We start from the raw sequence: 19,650 nt of genomic DNA, 5'->3' as shown, positions 1-19,650 counted from the left end.
CTTCCCGCGTGCAGGCGCTGGTAATCCCTACCGATGAGGAGCTGGTGATTGCCCGTGATGCGGCGGGGTGCTCAACAGAACGGGAAAATGGGCGTAGACTGAAAAATTATTATCCCCGGCCTGGCAATTAGCCATACCGGGGAGCTGATTATATTTTTAAAATCATTTTACATGACCAGGGCCGTAATTTACTGGTTTAACCTGTGATACAGTAAATTTTCAAACTCCTGCGGTTTTTTTAGCCGGTGCAGGTACAGGATTTTTTGTGCTGATTACTTTCCAGGCAAACAGCCCCACCGGGATCATGGCCAGTCCCAAACCCAGCAGATAAGCTACCTGCACTGCCAACTTGAAACCTTCTGGAGCCATCAGGATATAAGTGAAGGTTACCATGGTCATGAAAGCAGCAGGCAAAGAAGCTACCCAGTGCAGTTTATTCTGCTGTGCCAGATACACTGCTGCCGCCCAGAGCATGATCATGGCCGTGGTCTGGTTGGCCCAGGCAAAATAGCGCCACAGGAAATTGAAGTCAATCTGGGTAAGGTAAAAGCCTACAGCAAACAATGGTACAGCAATAACCAGACGTTTAACCAAAGGTTTTTGGTCCCATTGCAAGAAATCTGCAATGAGCAGGCGCGCCCCGCGAAACGCTGTATCACCCGAAGTAATGGGCAACACAATCACGCCCAGCACGGCCAGTGTACCACCCCATGCCCCCAGCATAGTAGTGGCTACTTCTTTGACCACACCGGCCGGGCCCGCACCGCCCGGTGCCAGCATTTTGGCCAGCTCCTGGGTACTCCCGTAGAAGGACATACCAGCAGCTGCCCAAATCAAAGCAATAATCCCTTCCGCAATCATCATCCCGTAGAAGATTTGCCGACCATATTTTTCATTCCTGGCACAGCGGGCCATAATCGGCGACTGGGTAGCGTGAAAACCGGAAATAGCCCCGCAGGCTATGGTAATAAAGAGCAGCGGCCAGATGGGGGCATTTTTGGGGTGCATGTTGGTTAGGGTAAGCTCAGGAATATGGTAGCCCTGCACCAACATAGCCCCGGCCACCCCAATGGCCATAACCAGTAACAAAGCACCAAAGAACGGGTATACCCTGCCGATAATCTTGTCCACCGGTAGCAAAGTGGCCAGAATGTAGTAAACCAGGATCAGGCCCACCCACACCGGCAGGTTCATCCAAGCCGGGGTAAGGCTGGCCAGCAATTTGGCCGGACCGGTAACAAAAACCGCTCCCAACTTTTTTTGCAATAATAGCATGTCGTCCGGTTGTAAAACAATCCCTCCGGGTCCCTTGCCAATACCATCCTGATCGCGATATGATCACCCCAAAATATTTATCTTCAGGGGGTTAATATTCTTATGAAAGTCATTGGCATTGTGGGCAGTCCTCGCCCGGAAGGCAATACGGCCACCCTGGTGGAGCAGGTGCTGCGGGGAGCGGAACAGGCGGGGGCGCAAACCGCTATTTTCCATGTGAATAAAATGAACATCCGGGGATGCCAGGGGTGTTACAAATGTAAAAAGCTGGGCTATTGTGCCGTACCCGATGACATGCGAGAAATTTACGAGCAAATTAATTACGCTGGAGCCGTTGTTTTCGGTTCACCCATGTATATGTGGCAGATGTCGGCCCAGCTGAAAACCGTCCTGGACCGGCTTTTTGCCTACATGCAGCCCGACTACACCTTCCCCGGCCTGAAAGGGAAAAAGGCTGCCCTGATCTTTGCCCAGGCGCAGCCCGACCCGGATATGTTCGCCCCTTATGTGCAGCAAATGGCTTCCCTGCTGCGCTTTATGCAGTTTGATGTGGTTCGCCCGCTGATCGCTCCCGGGGCTACAGCAGCGGGCCTAGTAAAAGAGAACGCCGCCCTGATGCAGGCCGCTCTGGAACTGGGCCACAGCCTGGTTTGAAAACAGCCAGGGGAAAATAATCATTCAATATGGGCTGGCAGACACCTGCCGGCCATAATTTTTCCCCGGATACCCGGATACAATATTTTGCCGCTGACAGGAAACCAGCTCCAGGTGTCGAACACACATTGTGTGCTGTAATCTTTCAACCGGAGGCGCCAGATGAAGCTGCGTTTTAAAACCTCCCTGCTGCTCGGGCTGGTTATTTTTAGTGTCATCTCCGCATTCTACTTCTTTTCCCAACAGGTTCTGCTGGCCAGCTTTATCAGGCTGGAAGAGGCCTACGCCCGGCAGAACCTGCTGCGGGCAGTCAGCGCGCTGGATAACGAAATTTCATTCATCAACAGTACAGCCGGGGATTATGCCGGGTGGGACAATACCTACGAATTCATCCAGCATCCCCATGCCCATTACATCCAAAATGATATCGCGGTCAGCGCCTTCCTCCAGCTGAACCTTAACTACATGCTGTTCTACGACCGCACCGGCAGGCTGGTCTATGCCCGCGGAGTGGACCTGCAGAGCGGCCGGGAAGAGCCGCCGCCGGCCAGCCTGCTCCAGCACCTGGCCCAAAACACTTATTTGCTCCAGCATCCATCCCCCCTCAGCAGCAAAAAAGGAATATTAATGCTTCCCGAAGGACCGCTGCTGCTGGCCTCCCGCCCCATTGTCACCAGCGAACTCCAGGGACCGGTGCGCGGTACCCTGCTGGTGGCCCGCTGGCTGGACACAGATAAAGTCAAGGAGCTGGCAGAAAAAACCCGCCTTCACCTTACCATCAGCACACCGGACGAGCTCTCCCAAACCGGGGAAGCGAAAGATCTGCCCGGGCTGATCGCCGCTGGTCAGACCATGTGCAGCCGGCCGCTGGACAGCTACCGGCTGGCCGGTTACGCGGTACTTAAGGACTTTTACCATCAGCCAGTTCTCCTGCTAAAAGTAGTCCTGCCCCGGGAAATTTACCGGCAGGGTAAGCAAACGCTGAGGTATTTCCTCCTCGGCCTGCTGGCCCTGGGCCTGGCATTTTATCTGCTGTCCATGTTCTTTCTGGAAAAAACCATTCTTTCCCGCCTGGCCGGCCTGCGCACGGCCGTAAACAACATCGGCCTGACCGGCGATCTCAGCGCACGGGTCAAAGTGCCCGGCCGGGATGAGATCAGCGATCTGGCCGGAAAAATCAATGAAATGCTGGCGGCACTGGAACTGTCCCGCAACGAACTGCGCGCCAGTAACGAACAGTTTCGCCGGCTGAGCCTGTATGACACCCTCACCGGGCTGACCAGCCGCACCGGCTTCCAACAGGAAATGCAGCGGCTGGAAAAAGAGCCGGATCTGCCGCTGGCAGTGGTCGTCTGTGATGTGAACAACCTGAAAACCGTCAATGACAGCCTGGGGCACGAAGCCGGCGACCGGCTGCTGCAGACCGCGGCCGGTATCATCAGCCAGACTTTTGCTGACTGGGCGGGCCGCATCGTCGCCCGGCTAGGCGGCGACGAATTCGCCGTTGTGCTGCCGGGCGCGGACCGGGAGGCGGTACAGGGCGCCGTCCAGAGGCTGGAACAAAACGTGGCTGCCTACAACCAGCATGGTAACACGCTGCCTTTGAGCATCTCCTGCGGCTTTGCCGTACAGCAGCATCCCGGCGAAAGGGCTGTCGATTTGTACAAGGCCGCCGATGACATGATGTACCGGCAAAAGCTGCTCCAGAAGCAAAATGCCGCCAGCACCATTTTCCAGGCCGTCAACCGGGCCTTAGAGATAAAAGACTTCCTCCAGCAAGGCCACGCCGAGCGCCTGCAGGAGATTATGTACAAAATGGCCGGTCCCGCCGGACTGCCTGAACAAGCGCTGGACAACCTGCGGCTGCTGGCCCGCTACCACGACATCGGCAAAGTAGGAGTGCCGGACAGCATCCTCTTCAAGCCAGGACCGCTGGTGGGGGCGGAACTGGCCGAGATGCGCCGGCACTGCGAAACCGGCTACCGCATCGCCCAGGCCATTCCCGAACTGCAACCGGTAGCCGAATGGATATTGAAACACCATGAATGGTGGAACGGTCAGGGTTATCCGCTGGGGCTGCGGGGGGAAGAGATTCCCCTGCCCTGCCGCCTGCTGGCCATTGCCGATGCCTACGACGCCATGACCAGCCATCAACCCTACCGCCCGGCCCTGTCGCCGGAGCATGCCGCGGCCGAGATCAAACGCTGCGCCGGGACGCAATTCGACCCGGCGCTGGCCGAGCTATTCTTGACCGCTATTCTTCCAGAACTTCCCCGGAAGTGCTGATGGTCACCACCCGCCAGGGGATCATCTGGCCGCTTTTCTGCAAGGCCTGCTTGACGGCCTGAACCATACCGCCGCAGCAGGGTACTTCCATACGCAGTACGGTTACACTTTTGATTTCATTCAGCCGGAGTATTTCGGTCAATTTCTCCGTGTAATCCACACTGTCCAGTTTGGGACAACCGATAATGGTCACCTTGTTGCGCATGAAGTCGTTGTGAATGCTGGCGTAAGCATAGGCAGTGCAGTCGGCAGCCACCAGCAGGTGAGCATTTTGGAAGTAGGGCGCATTGACCGGCACCAGCTTGATCTGGCAGGGCCACTGCCGCAGCTGCGACTCAGCAGCTGCCGGGCCGGCTTGCAGAGCCGCCGGACGGCTGGCAGCGTTCTTTCTCTCAATGACCCGGGCGTGCGTTCCCGGACAGCCACAGGGCAGCTTTTCCGGTACCGGTGCGGGAGCAGTTGCCTTTCTGGACTGCATTTGCTTCTGCACCGCTTCTTCGTCAAAGGGTGCCGCTTCCCTCTCTTCCAGCATCAGAGCGCCCGTGGGACACTCGGGCAGGCAGGCTCCCAGTCCGTCGCAGTAAGACTCGGCCACCAGTTTGGCCTTGCCGTTCACCAGCTGCAGCGCCCCTTCATGGCAGGCGTTTACACAAAGACCGCAGCCATTGCACTTTTCCTCATCAATACGGATAATTTTACGCAACATATTGTTCAAACCTCCTTGAGAATTAATTTTCACTGATCATTTTTTGCTCAGCCGGCTCTCCTTGCTCCGGCAAGCTTATTGTAGTACAATCAGAGCCACAATTCGGTAACCTGTGTTACCAAAAGCAGGCCCGGAAGGATCAATAAAAAACTGCCCGAAAGATGCGGTGAAGCCCATGTCTTCATCCCTACCGTCCCTGGCCGGCTGCCCCCTGTTTCGCGGCATCCCGCCCGGTGAGCTGCAGACCATGCTGGCCTGCCTGAAGCCGGTGCAGCGCACCTACCGAAAAAACGAACTGGTCACCCGGGCCGGGGAGAAATTTACCGGCATCGGTGTAGTGCTGTCCGGCCATTTAACCGTAACCCGGGAAAGTATGGGCGGCCAGCGGGTAATTATCACTGCCCTGGAAGCGGGAGACCTGTTCGGCGAAATCATCGCCTTCGCCGGAGAACAGTCCTGGCCGGCCACCGTTTTGGCCCAGGATGAATGCCGGGTACTTTTTCTGCCTCCCGAGAAAATCGTGGGCAGTTGTGAAAAGCAGTGCTCCTTTCACCGCCTGCTGATCACCAACATGCTGGGGATTGTTTCCCGCCGCGCCCTGCTGCTCAGCCGCAAGGTGGAATACCTGAGCCTCAAAAGCATCCGCGGCCGGATTGCCGCTTTTTTGCTAGAACAAATGCAAAAAACCGGACAAACCACCTTCATATTGCCCTTCACCCGCCATGTGATGGCCGATTTCCTCAATGTCGCCCGCCCCTCTCTCTCGCGGGAGATGGGCCGTTTGCGCGATGAGGGGGTAATAGACTTTCACCGCTCCAGCGTGCGCATCCTGGACGTGCCGGCACTGCAAAAAATGCTAGAGTGAATTAAATACCTTAAATCACCGCCGCTAACCAACAATTTTACTCTTGACAGGATAAATTGACCGTATTAACATAAAGGTGATTAGCACTCATCGTTAAGCAGTGCTAACAGCCGGTACAAAAGCCAGCTGACTAATTTTTAATGCAGCACTTGCAGCAGCATTATTAATTAGTTAAGGGGGCTTTTTTGTTATGTCGGAGATCTTTCACACCAGACTGCAAAGCGGCAGCAACTCCTACCGGGAACTCTTCAAAAGGCATCCCTCCAACCCCATACTCACCGCCCGGGATTGGCCTTACCCGGCCAACTCGGTTTTCAACCCGGCCGTCACCATGTATGAAGACCAAGTGTTGCTGCTGGCCCGGGTGGAGGACAGGCGGGGCTTTTCCCATCTAACCAAAGCCATCAGCCGGGACGGCATCACCGGCTGGCAGATAGATGTTCAACCCACCCTGGCACCCGAGCCCGAAATTTACCCCGAAGAAGCCTGGGGCATTGAAGATCCCCGAATCACTTACATTGACGAACTGCAGCAATACGCCATAACCTACACGGCCTACTCCCACGGCGGTCCCCTGGTTTCCCTGGCCCTGACCAAAGACTTTTCCACCTTTGAAAAGTTGGGGCCAATCATGCCTCCAGAAGACAAAGACGCTGCACTGTTCCCGCGCCGCTTCAGCGGCAAATGGGCGCTGATTCACCGTCCCATCCCAGCCAGCTATGGAGCGGCAGCCCACACCGGCGCTCATATCTGGATCTCTCAATCCACCGATTTGAAGTACTGGGGAGACCACCAGATCCTGATCAACGCCCGCAAAGGCGGTTGGTGGGATGCCAACAAAGTGGGGCTTTCGCCACCACCGCTGGAAACACCGGCCGGCTGGCTGATACTGTACCACGGAGTTCGCCAAACGGCAGCCGGTGCAATTTACAGATTGGGTATGGCCCTCCTGGACCTGGAAAATCCGTTTCGAGTCCTGCGAAGGAGCGACGAGTGGGTTTTCGGGCCCACAGCTCCCTATGAAAGAGAAGGTGACGTGGATGATGTAGTCTTCCCCTGCGGCTGGCTTTTGGATAAAGCCAGCGGACAAATCAAAATGTATTACGGAGCCGCCGACACCTGCATTGCACTGGCTACTGCCACGCTGAGCGACCTGCTGGAGTACATTAAAAGGTGCCCTGAACCCAGGCCGGAAGACTACTTGATGTAGCAAAAACCCGCCTCTTTTATCCAAACAGCCCATTGAAGCCCATTCATGTGCATCCAAATTAATGATGTCTTGTTTATTGTGCCTAACTCACCAAGCATGATAGCAATTACATTGTTAAGGAGGAATGCATGATGAAAGCGCTTTTTCTGGCTGGAGGCATGGGAACACGGCTCAGACCCCTCACTGAACATCTGCCCAAACCAATGGTCCCTGTTATGTCCTCACCTCTCCTGGAAAGAAACATTCTTAAACTGAAAAATTTCGGCATTGATGAAGTGATCCTCAGCACCTGTTACAAGTCCCAACATATTGAAAAACACTTCGGGGATGGCAGCCGGCTGGGCGTGAAGATCCATTATTTGCGGGAGGAAATACCTCTGGGTACCGGTGGAGCCATTAAAAATGCGGCACCACACATCACCGCAACAACTATCGTATTCAATTCTGATATCCTCTGCGAAATAGATTTCGCGGCCATGCTGGAATTGCACAAACAGAAACGAGCGGTCGCTACCATCGCCGCCACCCGGGTGGACAACCCGACCCTGTACGGCGTGCTCGAATATGATCACCACGGTTATATAACTTCATTCAAGGAAAAGCCCGCCCCGCACGAAATTACCTCGCCCTACATCAATGCCGGCGTATACATAATAGAGCCGGAAATGCTGGTTGATATTCCTACCGGACGGGCGGTATCGGTAGAAAAGGAAACCTACCCCACCATGCTGCAAAAGGGTTACAAAATCGCCATTTTCCCATCAGGCAAGTACTGGCTAGATATAGGTACGCCAGAAAAATACCTGCAGGCACACCAGGACATCCTGCAGGGACGGTACCGCATCGGCGAATGCGATTTCACCAGCGAACGTGTTTATACTGGGCGGGGTGCCCGAATCCACCCCACGGCCCGGATCATCCCACCGGCATATATTGGAGAAGAGGCCGAACTAGGTGCTTTCAGCACCATCGGGCCGGAAGCAGTCATTGGCAGGCGGGCGGTTATCGGTGCCGGATGCACCATTGCGAGCAGCATCATCTGGGACTGCACCTCCGTTGAGAGCGGTACCCGCCTGTTCAGCACCATTGTCGCGGGGCACCATAGCATCAGCTGCTACCGGGATCACAGCAAACCCGCGCTCGACGCTGCAATCCCCCGCCCCATCGCCATATAGTTCAATAACCGGCACAACAGGAGGAATAGGCATGGGCACTGTTGCATTTTTAAGCACATACCCGCCCCGGGAATGCGGACTAGCTACCTTCACCGCCAACCTGGTAAAATCATTCCACCGTGTGAATGCCCGGCAGCACGCCCGAGTAATCGCCGTGAGTGATACGAGTTACCGGTACGGTACGGAAGTGTGCCTGGAGCTGGAACAGCACAACCCCGCCAGCTACCCCCAGACAGCGGCTCGCATCAACGCATTTAAACCCGAATTACTGGTGATTCAACACGAGTACGGTATTTTTGGCGGCGAAAGCGGTGAATATTTGCTTTATTTACTGGAAAATTTGCAAGTTCCCCTGATCACCACCGTACACACCGTGTTGCCGAGCCCGTCGGACAAGCAGCGCCGGATACTGAAACGGCTGGGCGAAAAAAGCCAAAAATTAGTTACCATGGCCGCCAATACCATTCCTCTACTGACAGGGGTTTATGAGATACCGGCTGAGAAGATAGCCGTTATTCACCACGGAGTACCGGTCATGGCTGTAGAGCCGCGGGAAGTGCTGAAAGAAAAACATGGGCTAATTGGCCGTCAGGTGATTTCCACCTTTGGGCTGCTCAGCCCGGGCAAGGGAATTGAATATGCTATTTCCGCCATCGCCCAGGTGGTGGAAAAGCATCCGGACGTGATTTACCTGATCCTGGGACAAACGCATCCCTGCATCAAACGCCGGGAAGGTGAAGCCTACCGGGAAAAGTTGCTTGGCCTGGTGGCGGAGCTGGGTATGAACAAGCATATCTGTTTTGTCGACAAATATTTGACCGAGGGAGAGATCATCCACTACCTGCAAATGTCGGACATCTATCTGACCCCTTACACCGGTCCCGATCAGGCTGTCAGCGGCACCCTGGCCTACGCGGTGGGCTATGGCAGAGTAGTCATTTCCACTCCTTTCAGCTACGCCCGGGAGATGCTGGCCGACGGGCGCGGCCTGCTGGCGGAATTCAACGACTCCACCTCCCTGGCCAAACAGATCAATTTCGTGCTGGATCACCCGGATGAAAAGGCGCAAATGGAGCAAAAAACCGGTCAGCTTGGAAAGAACATGACCTGGCCTGCTGTAGCCGCCCAATACGCCCGGTTGTTCCGGGATGTACTACAGCAGGGCAATAGCCGGGAGGCCATGGCGATATAACCATGCCCTGGCCTCCATGGCGCGATGCACATATCTGGCGTCTTACCGACGACACCGGTATGTTCCAGCACGCCAAATACGGAGTACCCGATCCGTCCAGCGGGTACACCACCGATGACAATGCCCGGGCCTTAATTCTGGCCGTATTGCTTTACGAACACACAGGCCGGCGCCGATACCTGAACCTGGCCTGGCGCTACCTCTCTTTCGTACTCTATGCTCAAAAAGACCGGGGCAAATTCAGGAACTTCATGGCCTACAACCGGGAGTTCCTGGAACAGGAAGGCTCCGAGGACTGCTTCGGGCGCTGTCTCTGGGCCCTGGGATACACCCTGGCCAGCTCCCGCACACCGGTGAGCATGAAACACGCCTGCCGGGAGATGATCAAAAAAGCCCTGCCGGCGGTACAAGAATTGCAGTTCGCCAGGGGCTGGGCATATTCACTGATCGGCCTTGGTTATTTAGAAAGCGCCGGAACCAGGGAACTGATCAACATTCTGGCCGGCTCCCTGCTCTCTCAATACAGAAAACAGCGCAGCCCGGACTGGCAGTGGTTTGAAGACACGCTGACCTACAGCAACGCCGTTTTACCCCGGGCTTTGTTTTCAGCCTACCAAATACTGCCGGAACCAGAAATTCTGGCCACAGCTCTGGAAAGCCTGTCCTTCCTGGAAAAGATCTGTTTTGAGCCCGGCTTCTTCAAGCCGGTGGGCTGCCAGGGATGGTATACCAGGGGCGGCAGACCGGCCCCCTACGATGAACAGCCTCTGGAAGCAGGAGAAATGATTCTGGCCTACCTGGCAGCCTACAGAGTCAGTGGTCGCAAGGAATTCCTGGTAAAGGCCAGCCGCTGCCTGGAATGGTATCATGGGAACAACTCCTGCGGTTTGTCTTTGATTGATCCGGAAACCTGCGGCTGTTACGACGGCATTACCGGGAGCGGTCTCAATTTAAACCAGGGAGCGGAAAGTATCGTCTCTTACGGTATAGCCCGCCTGGCCCTGCTGCGGGCGTACCGGGAAAAGCATGCACCGATCGTTTGTCCGTAAACTACAGGAAAAACTCTTTCTCCAGCCGGCGGTGTTTGAAAATGCGCACTTTGCGGGCGTAATCATCCACCACATGGCCGTGACCGATCAGTTTGTATTTGTAGATCACCAGCCCGTCCAGTCCCACCGGACCCCGGGCGTGAATTTTGCTGGTGCTGATACCCACCTCGGCTCCGAACCCGTAACGGAAGCCGTCGCTGAAGCGGGTGGAACAGTTCCAGAAAACATTGCCCGCATCCACGCCGTCCATAAACCGGGCGGCTTTTTTGTCGTCCCGGGTGACAATGCTGTCGGTATGGCCCGAGCCGTAGGTATTGATGTGTTCAATGGCCTCTTCCAGACTGTCCACCACTTTAATGGAGAGAATGTAATCCAGATACTCGGTCCGCCAGTCCTCCGGCGTGGCCGGTAAAGCTGCCGGAACAATCTCCCGGGTGCGGGGGCAGCCGCGCACTTCCACCTGTTTGCTCTGCAGCGCGGCGTACAGCAAAGGTAGAAAAGCCGGCGCGATCTTTTCATGCACCAGCAGTGTCTCGGTGGCATTGCAAACCGCCACATACTGGGTTTTGGAATCCACCACCACCCGCACCGCCATATCCAGGTCGGCGTCCTCATCCACATAGCAGTGGCAGATCCCATCGGCATGGCCCAGCACGGGAATGCGGGAGTTGTCCATGATGAAGCGGACAAACTCATTGGAACCCCGGGGTATGATCAGGTCTATGTACCGGTCCATCTTGAGCATCTCGGTCACCGCAGCGCGGGTCTCCAGCAGGGCCGCCCAGCCCGCGGGTATGCCCGCCTCCTCGGCCGCCCGGATGATCACTTCTGCCAGGACGCGGTTGGTCTCCCGGGCTTCCGATCCGCCTTTTAACAGCACCCCGTTACCGCTTTTCAGACAAAGGGCGGAGATCTGCACCAGAGCATCGGGGCGCGACTCGAAGATCACCCCGATTACGCCAATGGGGCAGGTGACCCGGTACAGCTCCAGTCCCTCGTCCAGTTCGGTGGCCAGCAGCGTGCGGCCTACCGGGTCGGGCAGCTCCATCAGGCTGTGTATCCCGGCAATTACCTCATCTATTTTGTCATCATCAAATCTGAGCCTTTTCAACAGGGGCGCCGCCAGCCCTTCCTGCTGGCTGCGCTCCAGGTCCTCCCGGTTGGCGGCCACAATGCGGCTCCTGTTTTCCTCCAGGGCCACCGCAATGCGGGCCAGGGCCCGGTTCTTCAATTCGGCATCCACGGTGGCCAGCTGAATGGACGCCTTTTTCACTTTTTCCAGCAGCTCTTGCATGCTCATGTACCATCCCCCCTGCCCAGTATGTTAACACATACGGCCGGTTAATTGTAGTGCGGACCGGAAGTATGTTGTATGCAGGCGCTAAAAAAGCACTCAAAAAATGTCGATAAATCCGCATTAGCTGTTATAATATTTCGAGAAAGCCTGCCGGCCCTGCCGGGCCGTGGAGTGAGGTAACCCCATGCTAAATGACCGTGCATCATTTATTTTCAAAGCCATCCCCGGTATCCTGCTCATGTTCGCCATCGCTCTGTTTACCATGGGCGGACAGGATCTGGGCATTCCCTGGCCGGGGCTGGAAGCATACCTGCGCGCCCATCCTGTTACCGGAAAAATACTGGTGGACGTGCTGCGCTTCAACTACATATTGCTCTCCATTATTATCGGCATGCTGGTGGGCAACCTGGTTCCCCTGCCCGGTTGGATCTGGGCCGGAATTTCCACATCCCGGCTGTTCATCAAGCTGGGTGTAATCCTATTGGGCTCGCTGTACAGTTTTACCGATGTGGCCCGGTTGGGGCTCACGGCCATCCTGCTGGTGCTGGCCTTTATCATTATCACCCTGACCTTCACCCTCTGGCTGGGGAAGAAGACCGGCCTGGAGCCGGCGTCCGCCGCCGTGCTGGCGGCCGGCACGGCGGTCTGCGGCATCTCCGCCATCATCGCCACGGCCCCGGCTGTGCGGGCCAAAACCGCCGACGTGGTTTTCTCCATAGGCACCATTCTCTCCTTCGGGGTGGCTTCCATATTTCTGTTTCCGCTGGTGGGCAATTTACTGCATCTCACCCCCCACCAGTTTGGTGTCTGGGCGGGAACCGGCATCCTCAGTTCGGGCCAGGTGCTGGCTGCCTGCCTGATTTTTGATCCCGGCACCACCAGTCACGCCTCGGTGAGCTTAAAGACCGGCGAAATCTACAACCTCACCCGGGTGCTGTTTCTGCCCTTTGTCGTACTGGCTCTGGCGGTGGTCAGCAGCCGTTCGGCCCGCCTGCCGGACGAACACATCACGGTTCATACCGGTTTGTGGAGCAAGTTCCCGGTCTTTGTGCTGGGCTTCCTGGTTATGGTTTTTCTGACTTCCCTGGGCCTGCTGGGTCCCACCTCCCCGCCCTCGGCCGAGCTGATTACCATCCGCAAACTGTACAACTGGTTTTTTGCCATCGGCCTTACCGGGCTGGGCATGCAGATATCCTTCAGCGAACTGCGCCGGGCGGGGGGCAAACCGCTGCTGGTGGGAACGGCCGCCGCCCTGGGCAAAGCCGTACTGGCCCTGCTGGTGGTACTGCTTTTTGTACCGGAAAAACCATGACCCGAAATCTCCAAGCAAAGGAAGATCTCTTATGAAACAAACGCCGGAGGATCTCCCGCCGAAAAAAAGACACGGCGAAACCCAGCTCTTCACCCCTTTTGCCACGGAGAGAATGGAGGATTACGCCGCTTTGACACTGTCCCTGCTGATTGTGCTCATCGTCCTGATGCTCCACCAGTAGCCGGCGCCCCGGCCGCTCAACCGCTCTGCGACGGGGGAGCCGGATCATCTCCGGGAATGACTACCAGCGTACCGGCATATACCCCGTCATGATCATACACCGGGGTAACCTCACCCACCGCACCGGTAGAAAGCTCCACCCGCTGTGTCCCGCGGGTACCGGTGCACTGATGAATGAACTCCGCCAGCCACCGGTCCACTGTTTCAATGCTGCTGCCGGGAACCGCGCTGCTCAGATAGCATTTAGCCATTAAATTGGCCAGCACCACTTCATCTTCCCGGTTGACAAAAACAACTCCCTGGGGCAGCACATCCAGCAGTTTGTCCAGAACCTGCCGGAACAGGCCATCCTCCCGGTGGTCGCTGCGCAATACGGTCAGCGAACCCAAAATCTTGTTGTGCTTGATAATGGGGGAGTGGATGGCTTTAAACAGGCGGTCGCCCGCGTTTATGGTAATAGTGCTGGTGCCCTCCAGCTCACCCGGCAGCTCACAGCTGCTTCCCAGCACCTCGCTCAACCTGACCTGGCGCAGCGAGCTTTTCCGACCGGCAAAAATCTGGTGGGCGGCCTGGTTGGCAAAGATAATCCGCCCGGAATTGTTGGCAATGATCACCCCGTCATGTATCTGGTTGAAGATGGCAAAGTCAATGTTTTCAAAGTAGGTTTTGGCCTCATTGACCCCCCAGAATTCCACCAGTAGCTCATACAGGCAGATGTAGAGGGCAAAGACCAGCAGCAAAACCGCAATGGCCCGGTACAGCTCGAAATTGCTGGAGGCAAAGAAGAAGTAGATCCGCCACGGGTTGTCCCCCGATGGAGCACTGACCACACTGTATTTCACTTTGTGATCGTGAAAAGTGTCCTGGGCGCCATCCCAGACGGCCAGCCGGCTTTTCTCAAACGGCCAGACCAGCGGATACCCGGACCCGTCAAAAACCGCTATCCGGTAGTTCTTACCGGCAAACAGCTGCCGGATCCGGTTCTGATACTGATCCAGGTAAAAACTGGCGGCCAGATAACCATTCCCCCCACCCAGAGGCACCAGCAGGGTGACCACTTCCGGACCGCCGACCGGATCCCGGTGGACACCGGAAAAAAGCACCTGATTGCCCGCCGGACGGCTGGCTTTTCTGACCAGCTGACCGACCGAATGGTCGGGCCGACCACCGGCAGCAGCCTCCACAATGGTTCCATCCCCGTCTAGAATGTACAACCCGGTTAAACGGGGCTCCCAGTAACCGGCCTGCCTCTTGATGGCCGGCAAATTATCCCGCCCCGGAGCTGTGACCAGACGGGCCATGCGCACAGCGGCGGTTTTCAGCTCATCCTGATAGGCCACGGTCTGTTCCAGGGTGTACTGCATGATACCGGCCTCATAGCTGCCGATCACCTGCCTGGTATGGCGAAATTCCATGATCCCGAACAGGATGAACACACTGATAAAAACCGCTAAGGCCAGTGTGGGAAAGATGGTCCGGCCGCTGGGCGATGTAATCATGGTCCCCTCCTACGCTGAGATTACTTGATAATACCCTTTTTTACGGCCAGGGTCAGCGCCTCTTCCACCGATTGCACCTGCAGTTTGGACAGGATGCCCCGCAGCCTGCGCCGGAAGGTGGACAAACTGATATACAGTTCGGCAGCAATTTCTTTCTGGTTCTTGCCCCGGGATAAAAGCTGCAGCAGCTGGATTTCCCCTTCATTCAGCCCCGCATCAGAAGAATGCAGCAAAAAATCCGCGCTCAACCCCGGATACAGGTAGGTTCCCCCCCGGCTGGTCATCAGCACCGCCGCCTTGATTTCATCAAAAAAGGCATATTTGGGGACAAACCCCTTTACCCCGCATTCAATAGCTTTTTTGATAAATACCGGATCATCATAGGTGGTCAAAACCACGTGCTTAATCCGGGGGTACTGCTGCCTGATCCGGCCCACCAGGTCCAGCCCGTCCCCATCAGGCAGACCGATGTCCAGCAGCACAATGTCCACGCCGGCCGTCACAGCAGCCAGAGCCTCGGCGCATGTTCCCGCCTCGGCCACCACCTGCATATTATCTTCCAGTTCCAGCAGTTTTTTCAAACCTTCCCGAAAAACATTGTGGTCCTCAATCAGCATGATCCTGATCTTGTTCATCACTCTGCCCCCCCGCCAATAGCGGTACCGTAAGGGTTACACAGAACCCGGTTTCCCCATAACCGAACACTACATCTCCCCCGATCAGGCTGGCCCTTTCTTTCATTCCCCACAGTCCCTGTCCGGCCAGAAAGTCCCCTTCCCCTCCTCCGTTATCGGATATTTCTATGCGCAGGGTGTCCTGCTGCCGGGTAAAGTTGATATCCACCGCGGTAGCCTGGGAGTGCTTGACAATATTGCTCAGCGCTTCCTGGATAATGCGGTAGATGATTATTTCATCCTTCTTTCTCACCTGCAGGGCCCGGTCCTGATAGAAAATGAAGACCTTGATATCATGCAATTTTTCAAAAGTGGTGACATACGACTCCAGAGCAGACACCAGCCCCACCCGGTCAATCAAATAGGGGTGAATATCATTCATGATGCCCCGCATTTCAATAGCGGCATTCTGGCAGTGACTGCGCAGTTCGCCGAGATTACGCACCAGCTCACCGTCCGGCAGCCGGCCGCTTTGATGTAAACGCAGGGTGTAATCCAGAGCGTGAATGATGGTGGACATGTAGCGGGCAATCCAATCGTGGATTTCCAGGGAAATCCTTTTCCTTTCCCTTTCCAGAGTATCCAGGAGCAAGTGCCTGTCCTTCTGCTCACCGGCCGGCCGGATCAGCAGCACGACGCCCCGCGGACGGCCCGCCCCCGCTACCGGCACATAATCCGCGGTTAAATCAACCGGCCGCCCATCGTCATGGGTACAGGCCACCTTGCAGCGCAGCAGCTTCTTCTGGTTGATCAGCACCTGTCCCACCGGCTGGATCACGCTGTACAGGCGGGGCAATATTCTGGGAATATCCTCTAGATGTTTCTGCAACACCTGTTCGGGAAACAGACGGAAAAGCTCCTGGGCAGCCGGGTTGATATAGTTGATTTTGCCGCTCGCTTCAATGAACCAGACGGCCTGATCGGAATTATGAGCCAGTTGACTGGTGAACAAGTAGCGCTGCCACAGCGGGGTCAATAATAAATACAGGAGATAGACCAGCAAAATCATCAGACCGGCCAGCAAAAAAGTCAAAATAACCATATTGCGCCGAATTTCCTCCAGATTGGCTCTATGCTCGTCCAGCTGCCGGCTGTATTTTCTGCGCACATTTTCCAGAATGGATTGCAACTCTTGGGACATTTGGCGGTTTTGCCGGTATATTTCCGCCATTTTATCCGTCCTGGAATTACCGGCCTGAACAGCCGGTACAACCTGGTACAGGGCAAAGTTCTGATAATCCTTGCATAACTGCCCGAAAAGTTGAAAATCCGGCGCGGCAGACTGAACCATGGAGAAGGATAGATCCTGCAGCTTTTGCCCGATGGAATTGCTATACCGGTGAAACCGGTTCAGCGCTTCCGGATCAGCCCACAGTAGATATTCCTGCAGGGATTCACCCATGGCCGATACCTGCACCGACAGTTCCGCCAGCTCTTGCCACTGCTCACTCTTCAGCGACCAGGCCGCAACCTGCCCGTACATCTCCAGCAATTTTTTGACCCCAAAACCCAGGCCGATACAAATAACCAGCCCGCTAACAACCAGCATTTTGGTCAACTTTTGATTAAACATCGCTACTCTTCACCATATGGAGTAATTATAGTGATCAATACACAGAGCTGCAAAAATATTATACAGGTAATCAATCAGGGAATAAATCACAATATTTTCCTGATAGATATTGGTCGGCTGGCTGACTTAACATATGTAAAACATCTGACACTTAAATGGTCACATCCCTGACACTTTTGTGTCATGTGGCTGACTGTTAGATTTCAACCAGCTTCCCCTTTATTGACCGCATGGGATAAATTAATTAATATTTCGTTAAGATTGGCTGACTAAATCATGTTATACGATAGTAGTTGCCCGGGAGGGGTTGTTGTGGGCAAGGAAAAGCTAATTAAATGGTATGGCTGGATATTTATTCTTTTTATTTGCCTGACGCCCCTGGTGATTATCTTTTTACCCAAACTTATGCTCAACGTAAATAGAATAAATTCGCTTCTCAAGGATTCGCGCATACCCGAAAAACAGTTGATTAGCGGACAGGCAAGCCAGATATCCTGGCACAAGACCTATGATGGTGATCTGGGTTGCCTGGAGGGGCATATTGAGGTTGTTGATGCCCAGGGACAGGTAATCAAGTGTGTTTTTAAAAAATATATCGGACCAAAGTTTAATCAAACTATCCACATCAATCATCTGGACAACCTGACAATGACCGGCAATTTTTCGGGCGACACCTTCCTAATCCGCAACATCCAAAACCATACCAACAATCAAGTATACTCATCAGAACCGGCAGTTTCTGTATATTAGTTTGCGCATGTTATTATATCAATTATAGATAAGGGGGATTGATATAAAATTTAAGCACATTAGATATAACCACAATATTCACACAACATGCTCACAAACTTTATGGAGGTGCACTGAAATTGGCTCAAACTCATAGTGAACAGGTACAAAGCCAGAGTCTGAGCGCGCAAATTGCCCGGGCTATTCCCGGCCTGATCCTGGTTCTGCTGGTGGCCATTGCCGCCATGTGGGCAGAGGGCTATGTCAAGGAAAACTTTAAAAAGGTCTATGAGGTTGCCCACCTGAATTACGTCCTGCTGGCCATTATCTTTGGCATGATCATTCGCAACTCTATCGGTGTTCCCGCCCAGCTGGAACCCGGTCTGCAGTATTCCACCATTTTAACCAAAACCGGCATTGTGATCATGGGCACTAAATACACCCTGGCCTCACTGCTCAAAGTGGGTACCACCAGCATGATTTTCATTGCTGTCACCCTTTTTGGCACTGTCGCCCTCACATTCTGGCTGCGCAAATACTACAGGATGACCGATGCGCTGGCCGGCTGTCTGGCTTCCGGCTTTTCCATCTGCGGCGTTTCCGCCACCGTGGCCACCGGTCCGGCAGTAAAAGCCAAAGGTCAGGAAATGGCCTATACTATTGCTACCATTCTGATCTTCGGTCTGCTGGCGCTGTTCACCTTCCCCGCCCTGGGTCACTTGTTCGGCCTGAATGAAAACCAGTTTGGTGCCTGGGTGGGTGTGGGCATTGTCAACTCGGCGCAGGTGCTGGCGGCTGGCATGGCCTACGGCCAGGACGCCGGTTTGATGGCCGGCATTTACAACATGGGCCGGGTGGTGCTGCTGCCCTTCGTGGTACTCTATGTAGTGATGCTGGTGCTGCGCAATGACATCAAATCCACCGGCGAAATCAACAAAACCCGGTTTATCGCAGACAAGTTCCCGGTTTTCATCATTGCTTTCCTGCTAGCCGTGCTGTTTAACACCGCTGGCCTGTTCAGCAAGGAAGAGATCAAGCTGGCCAACACCTTTATGACCTGGGCCTTCACCCTGGGCTTTGCCAGCATCGGCCTGACCACCAAATTCTCCGACATGAAAGCGGCCGGCAAGGACGGCATAGTGCTGGGCTTCATCGTGGGCTTTGTCAAAGCGGCCTTTGCCCTGCTGGTGGTCAAGTTTGTGCTGCCTCTGTAACCAATCGAATAATGAACCATCAAATCTCAGGAGGTGCCCGGTAATGAGCAAAGATGAAAGAGCTGCCGACCGCAAAGTGAGAAAGCAGGACTACATGGTCATTACTCTGGGCCTGCTGCTGCTGGCACTGGCCAAAGTGCTGGCCTGAGGCAATAAACCAGAAAAATAAACCTGTGGCTCCGGGACAGGGCAAGGTCTAAATAAAGCCTTGCCCTGAAATAATTATGGAAAAACATTGCATGCTGGAGGCAGTTTCACCGTGTTCAAACATATCCTGCTGGCCGTCCAGGGCGAAGAAAATGAAGGTTTCTGGGAGAAAATCGCGGGTCTGCTGCAGCTGCTGCAGCCGCGGGTCACGGTTTTACATGTATCGGAAACCGCTCTGGCCCACTACGGCTATGTGGACCAGCTGGCCAGCAGCATCGCCAAGGAACAGTTTATTCAATACATTCATCATATCGCCGATCAAAAACAGCGCGAAATCCGGGAACGGTTCCAGGAACTGGCCCGGCACCAGGAAGTGCCATGGGAATGGAAGGTACGGGAGGGTGACCCACCCCGGGAAATAGAGCGCGAGCTGGCCGGCGGAACATATGATTTGCTCATTCTGGGCAGCAAGCCCGGATCGCCGGGCAACACGTCCAGCAAGGTGAAGGAAAAAATGCTGGCCCGCCAAAGTACATCGCTGTTGATTATAAAATAAAACGATCCCCATCGCCCATCCCGTATTTTGTCACTACGGCACCGGGCCCCCTTGTGC

18 protein-coding genes are annotated in these 19,650 nt (G+C 55.0%); 12 read left to right on the top strand and 6 right to left on the bottom strand.

The window, feature by feature from the left end; all coding sequences use genetic code 11:
* Nucleotides 1-219 precede the first annotated feature (219 nt).
* Entirely contained in the window at nucleotides 220-1,266 is a 1,047-nt protein-coding gene (locus ACUVTU_RS09620; RefSeq protein ID WP_445889747.1) for a carbon starvation CstA family protein, read from the bottom strand.
* A gap of 111 nt (nucleotides 1,267-1,377) precedes the next feature.
* Here ACUVTU_RS09620 and ACUVTU_RS09615 point away from each other — a divergent pair, with 111 nt between their 5' ends.
* Both ACUVTU_RS09615 and ACUVTU_RS09610 read left to right on the top strand, forming a co-directional pair.
* Nucleotides 1,378-1,929, top strand: coding sequence for a flavodoxin family protein (locus tag ACUVTU_RS09615; protein WP_445889746.1), 552 nt, complete (start codon nucleotides 1,378-1,380; stop codon nucleotides 1,927-1,929).
* A 162-nt stretch (nucleotides 1,930-2,091) separates the two neighbouring features.
* Nucleotides 2,092-4,215, top strand: coding sequence for a CHASE4 domain-containing protein (locus tag ACUVTU_RS09610; RefSeq protein WP_445889745.1), 2,124 nt, complete (start codon nucleotides 2,092-2,094; stop codon nucleotides 4,213-4,215).
* Here the strand turns inward: ACUVTU_RS09610 and ACUVTU_RS09605 are convergent.
* On the bottom strand, nucleotides 4,184-4,921 hold the full coding sequence (locus ACUVTU_RS09605) for an ATP-binding protein (RefSeq protein WP_445889744.1): 738 nt from the start codon (nucleotides 4,919-4,921) through the stop codon (nucleotides 4,184-4,186). The genes ACUVTU_RS09610 and ACUVTU_RS09605 overlap by 32 nt on opposite strands.
* Before the next feature lie 175 nt (nucleotides 4,922-5,096).
* On the opposite strand from ACUVTU_RS09605, the gene ACUVTU_RS09600 reads away from it, so the two are divergent.
* The 5 genes from ACUVTU_RS09600 (at nucleotide 5,097) to ACUVTU_RS09580 (ending at nucleotide 10,412) form a co-directional block, all read left to right on the top strand.
* Nucleotides 5,097-5,786: a Crp/Fnr family transcriptional regulator gene (locus ACUVTU_RS09600; RefSeq protein WP_445889743.1), complete on the top strand. Its 690-nt coding sequence runs from the start codon at nucleotides 5,097-5,099 to the stop codon at nucleotides 5,784-5,786.
* Between the two features lie 190 nt (nucleotides 5,787-5,976).
* Nucleotides 5,977-6,996: a glycoside hydrolase family 130 protein gene (locus ACUVTU_RS09595; protein ID WP_445889742.1), complete on the top strand. Its 1,020-nt coding sequence runs from the start codon at nucleotides 5,977-5,979 to the stop codon at nucleotides 6,994-6,996.
* Nucleotides 6,997-7,127: 131 nt separating this feature from the next.
* On the top strand, nucleotides 7,128-8,171 hold the full coding sequence (locus tag ACUVTU_RS09590) for a sugar phosphate nucleotidyltransferase (protein ID WP_445889748.1): 1,044 nt from the start codon (nucleotides 7,128-7,130) through the stop codon (nucleotides 8,169-8,171).
* Nucleotides 8,172-8,202: 31 nt separating this feature from the next.
* Nucleotides 8,203-9,363: a glycosyltransferase family 4 protein gene (locus ACUVTU_RS09585; protein WP_445889741.1), complete on the top strand. Its 1,161-nt coding sequence runs from the start codon at nucleotides 8,203-8,205 to the stop codon at nucleotides 9,361-9,363.
* Nucleotides 9,364-9,365: 2 nt separating this feature from the next.
* Complete coding sequence (locus ACUVTU_RS09580; RefSeq protein WP_445889740.1) at nucleotides 9,366-10,412, top strand: glycosyltransferase; 1,047 nt, start codon at nucleotides 9,366-9,368, stop codon at nucleotides 10,410-10,412.
* A 1-nt stretch (nucleotide 10,413) separates the two neighbouring features.
* Here ACUVTU_RS09580 and ACUVTU_RS09575 read toward each other — a convergent pair whose 3' ends face one another.
* Nucleotides 10,414-11,712, bottom strand: coding sequence for a glutamate-5-semialdehyde dehydrogenase (locus ACUVTU_RS09575; protein ID WP_445889739.1), 1,299 nt, complete (start codon nucleotides 11,710-11,712; stop codon nucleotides 10,414-10,416).
* Nucleotides 11,713-11,893: 181 nt separating this feature from the next.
* Here ACUVTU_RS09575 and ACUVTU_RS09570 point away from each other — a divergent pair, with 181 nt between their 5' ends.
* The gene (locus ACUVTU_RS09570; protein WP_445889738.1) at nucleotides 11,894-13,021 is read left to right on the top strand and encodes a YeiH family protein; all 1,128 of its coding nucleotides are present in this window, start codon (nucleotides 11,894-11,896) and stop codon (nucleotides 13,019-13,021) included.
* A 31-nt stretch (nucleotides 13,022-13,052) separates the two neighbouring features.
* Nucleotides 13,053-13,202 carry a hypothetical protein gene (locus tag ACUVTU_RS09565; RefSeq protein WP_445889737.1) on the top strand — a complete coding sequence of 50 codons (150 nt, stop codon included), beginning with the start codon at nucleotides 13,053-13,055 and terminating at the stop codon, nucleotides 13,200-13,202.
* 16 nt (nucleotides 13,203-13,218) lie between these two features.
* Here ACUVTU_RS09565 and ACUVTU_RS09560 read toward each other — a convergent pair whose 3' ends face one another.
* Genes ACUVTU_RS09560 through ACUVTU_RS09550 form a run of 3 tightly spaced genes read right to left on the bottom strand, consistent with a single transcriptional unit; the run spans nucleotide 13,219 to nucleotide 16,947 of the window.
* A complete protein-coding gene (locus ACUVTU_RS09560) occupies nucleotides 13,219-14,700 on the bottom strand; it encodes a PAS domain-containing protein (RefSeq protein WP_445889736.1) in 1,482 nt (493 codons plus the stop codon).
* A 20-nt stretch (nucleotides 14,701-14,720) separates the two neighbouring features.
* A complete protein-coding gene (locus ACUVTU_RS09555) occupies nucleotides 14,721-15,335 on the bottom strand; it encodes a response regulator transcription factor (protein WP_445889735.1) in 615 nt (204 codons plus the stop codon).
* Complete coding sequence (locus ACUVTU_RS09550; RefSeq protein WP_445889734.1) at nucleotides 15,307-16,947, bottom strand: sensor histidine kinase; 1,641 nt, start codon at nucleotides 16,945-16,947, stop codon at nucleotides 15,307-15,309. The genes ACUVTU_RS09555 and ACUVTU_RS09550 overlap by 29 nt, the downstream gene beginning before the upstream one ends.
* A 312-nt stretch (nucleotides 16,948-17,259) precedes the next feature.
* Between ACUVTU_RS09550 and ACUVTU_RS09545 the strand changes: the two genes are divergently transcribed.
* The 3 genes from ACUVTU_RS09545 to ACUVTU_RS09535 all read left to right on the top strand — a co-directional run bounded on the left by ACUVTU_RS09545 (nucleotide 17,260) and on the right by ACUVTU_RS09535 (nucleotide 19,593).
* Nucleotides 17,260-17,697, top strand: coding sequence for a hypothetical protein (locus ACUVTU_RS09545; protein ID WP_445889733.1), 438 nt, complete (start codon nucleotides 17,260-17,262; stop codon nucleotides 17,695-17,697).
* Between the two features lie 119 nt (nucleotides 17,698-17,816).
* A complete protein-coding gene (locus ACUVTU_RS09540; protein WP_445889732.1) occupies nucleotides 17,817-18,890 on the top strand; it encodes a YeiH family protein in 1,074 nt (357 codons plus the stop codon).
* A 259-nt stretch (nucleotides 18,891-19,149) separates the two neighbouring features.
* Complete coding sequence (locus ACUVTU_RS09535) at nucleotides 19,150-19,593, top strand: universal stress protein (RefSeq protein ID WP_445889731.1); 444 nt, start codon at nucleotides 19,150-19,152, stop codon at nucleotides 19,591-19,593.
* Nucleotides 19,594-19,650: the final 57 nt, after the last annotated feature.

Source organism: Desulfurispora sp. (assembly GCF_052744395.1).
This window is presented reverse-complemented; position numbering and strand designations above follow the sequence as displayed.

Excerpts from the sequence above, each read along its gene's own strand:
- ACUVTU_RS09615 (WP_445889746.1), top strand. The coding sequence starts at position 1,378 with ATGAAAGTCATTGGCATTGTGGGCAGTCCTCGCCCGGAAGGCAATACG.
- ACUVTU_RS09610 (WP_445889745.1), top strand. The coding sequence starts at position 2,092 with ATGAAGCTGCGTTTTAAAACCTCCCTGCTGCTCGGGCTGGTTATTTTT.
- ACUVTU_RS09605 (WP_445889744.1), bottom strand. The coding sequence starts at position 4,921 with ATGTTGCGTAAAATTATCCGTATTGATGAGGAAAAGTGCAATGGCTGC.
- ACUVTU_RS09600 (WP_445889743.1), top strand. The coding sequence starts at position 5,097 with ATGTCTTCATCCCTACCGTCCCTGGCCGGCTGCCCCCTGTTTCGCGGC.
- ACUVTU_RS09595 (WP_445889742.1), top strand. The coding sequence starts at position 5,977 with ATGTCGGAGATCTTTCACACCAGACTGCAAAGCGGCAGCAACTCCTAC.
- ACUVTU_RS09590 (WP_445889748.1), top strand. The coding sequence starts at position 7,128 with ATGAAAGCGCTTTTTCTGGCTGGAGGCATGGGAACACGGCTCAGACCC.
- ACUVTU_RS09585 (WP_445889741.1), top strand. The coding sequence starts at position 8,203 with ATGGGCACTGTTGCATTTTTAAGCACATACCCGCCCCGGGAATGCGGA.
- ACUVTU_RS09580 (WP_445889740.1), top strand. The coding sequence starts at position 9,366 with ATGCCCTGGCCTCCATGGCGCGATGCACATATCTGGCGTCTTACCGAC.
- ACUVTU_RS09575 (WP_445889739.1), bottom strand. The coding sequence starts at position 11,712 with ATGAGCATGCAAGAGCTGCTGGAAAAAGTGAAAAAGGCGTCCATTCAG.
- ACUVTU_RS09570 (WP_445889738.1), top strand. The coding sequence starts at position 11,894 with ATGCTAAATGACCGTGCATCATTTATTTTCAAAGCCATCCCCGGTATC.
- ACUVTU_RS09565 (WP_445889737.1), top strand. The coding sequence starts at position 13,053 with ATGAAACAAACGCCGGAGGATCTCCCGCCGAAAAAAAGACACGGCGAA.
- ACUVTU_RS09560 (WP_445889736.1), bottom strand. The coding sequence starts at position 14,700 with ATGATTACATCGCCCAGCGGCCGGACCATCTTTCCCACACTGGCCTTA.
- ACUVTU_RS09555 (WP_445889735.1), bottom strand. The coding sequence starts at position 15,335 with ATGAACAAGATCAGGATCATGCTGATTGAGGACCACAATGTTTTTCGG.
- ACUVTU_RS09550 (WP_445889734.1), bottom strand. The coding sequence starts at position 16,947 with ATGTTTAATCAAAAGTTGACCAAAATGCTGGTTGTTAGCGGGCTGGTT.